This window comes from Psychrobacter sp. 1Y4 (genome assembly GCF_051847555.1).
Window position 1 is genome coordinate 1 of the sequence record NZ_JBPYDE010000055.1, and the last position, 1,494, is coordinate 1,494.

Sequence of the window (1,494 nt, forward strand, 5' to 3'; positions counted from 1 at the left end):
CATCATCTTAGCGACGGTAAAGGCGACAGCGTGCTCATAGGCAAGTACGTCTAGATAACTAAAGCTTGAGCCAATCATCTTTGCATTAAAAGCAGCAATCGCCTCGGCATTGGGTAAGATGTTAAAGTTGGCATCCGTATAAGCATCAGGCATCTTTGTCGTCCTTATTGATACCTAGGCCATCAGTAAAGCTACTGACCAATTTGTCAGCAAGAGCGGCAACCAAACCCTCATCCGGCAGGTCAAGCTTGGCAAGCCCTAGCTTTAGCTCATCATAGCTGTCACATTTTTGCGATAGCGCTAAGAGTGCGGCCATTTTAGGCTCCATCAAACCGCGCTCTTGCTCGATGTCGTCATCCGTCGCAGGGTCAGTAATGATGTTTGGCAGGTTTTGCGACAGCTTATATTGCAAAGACAACTGATCTAGTATTTGTTGCGTAGACGGTACTGGCGTCGGTGCAGGCGCAGTACCATCGATAATCTCAAACTCGGACTCTTCATAGCCGACATTGAGCAGCCTTTGCTTAGTCAAGCGCACTTGTCCAGTACTGACGTATTTCGCGTCAATCTCAGCCTCGTCTTTATTAAACTTTTTGACGACGGGATATTCAAACCAAACGCCTTGCGGTGCGTTTATTGGCATACCCCATGCTTGGTTTACCGCGATGATGGCATCGATAGCATGTTGTATACCACGGGTCATCAGCCCCAGATATGACATTACTCGGTCTTGGCGTGCCTCATCATCCGTTTCTTGCGCTGAGCGTGAGCCTGCGGTCAGCTCGCTGGTCTTGACGCGTCCCAGTAGCAGCTTTTGGATACGTCTATTGGCAAGGCGTTCAAACAGCTCAAACGCTGAGCCATCGCCTGCTAGCTGGTGCATCTCAATCTTATCGTCTTTACCGATACCAGCAGCACCGCCATTGATAAAGCTAAATATCTTACTGGTAAAGTCACCAAGCGTCGTGCCAAACCCACTGTCAGAGCCTTGCATACCAACGACATAAGGCTGTGAGTAACGCGCGATAAACTGACCTGCATACGCCCACTCACGGCGACGCAGCGCGACCGCAGGATAGGCACGGACAATCATCATCTCACCCGCAGGGCGCGCAGGCACAGCCTTACTGGTAAGTACTAGGTACTTAATTGTTTGGTTGATCTCGATGCTGTCATCTTCAGTCGCCAACAAAACCGAGCCATCACGCTGAGGCGCATATTTATCTATTTCGCCATCTTTTGACAGTATTTTATCGATGGTCAAAAACCCATCTGGCTCTCTTTTAAATACGTATTCGCCGACCATATAGCCGTTGAAGTTTGCTAAGACGGCGAGACTGCCATAGTCGCTATATAAGCGCCTAAATATACGGTAGAGACGATTGATTAACCCTTCGTCGACACCTTCGCCCCAAATTCGCCACGTCGCAGCATTGATAGCACCTTCAATGTCAGCACGACAGCTGAGCACCTCATCATCAGCCATCACCGCAT

The 1,494-nt window shown here is 49.3% G+C and carries 1 protein-coding gene; it reads right to left on the bottom strand.

Translation table 11 applies throughout. The annotated features are described in order from the left end of the window. Positions 1-145: 145 nt before the first annotated feature. Positions 146-1,494, bottom strand: a 1,349-nt coding sequence (locus tag ACS8FC_RS14105) for a phage portal protein family protein (RefSeq protein WP_439297222.1), incomplete at its 5' end; no start/stop codon positions are given.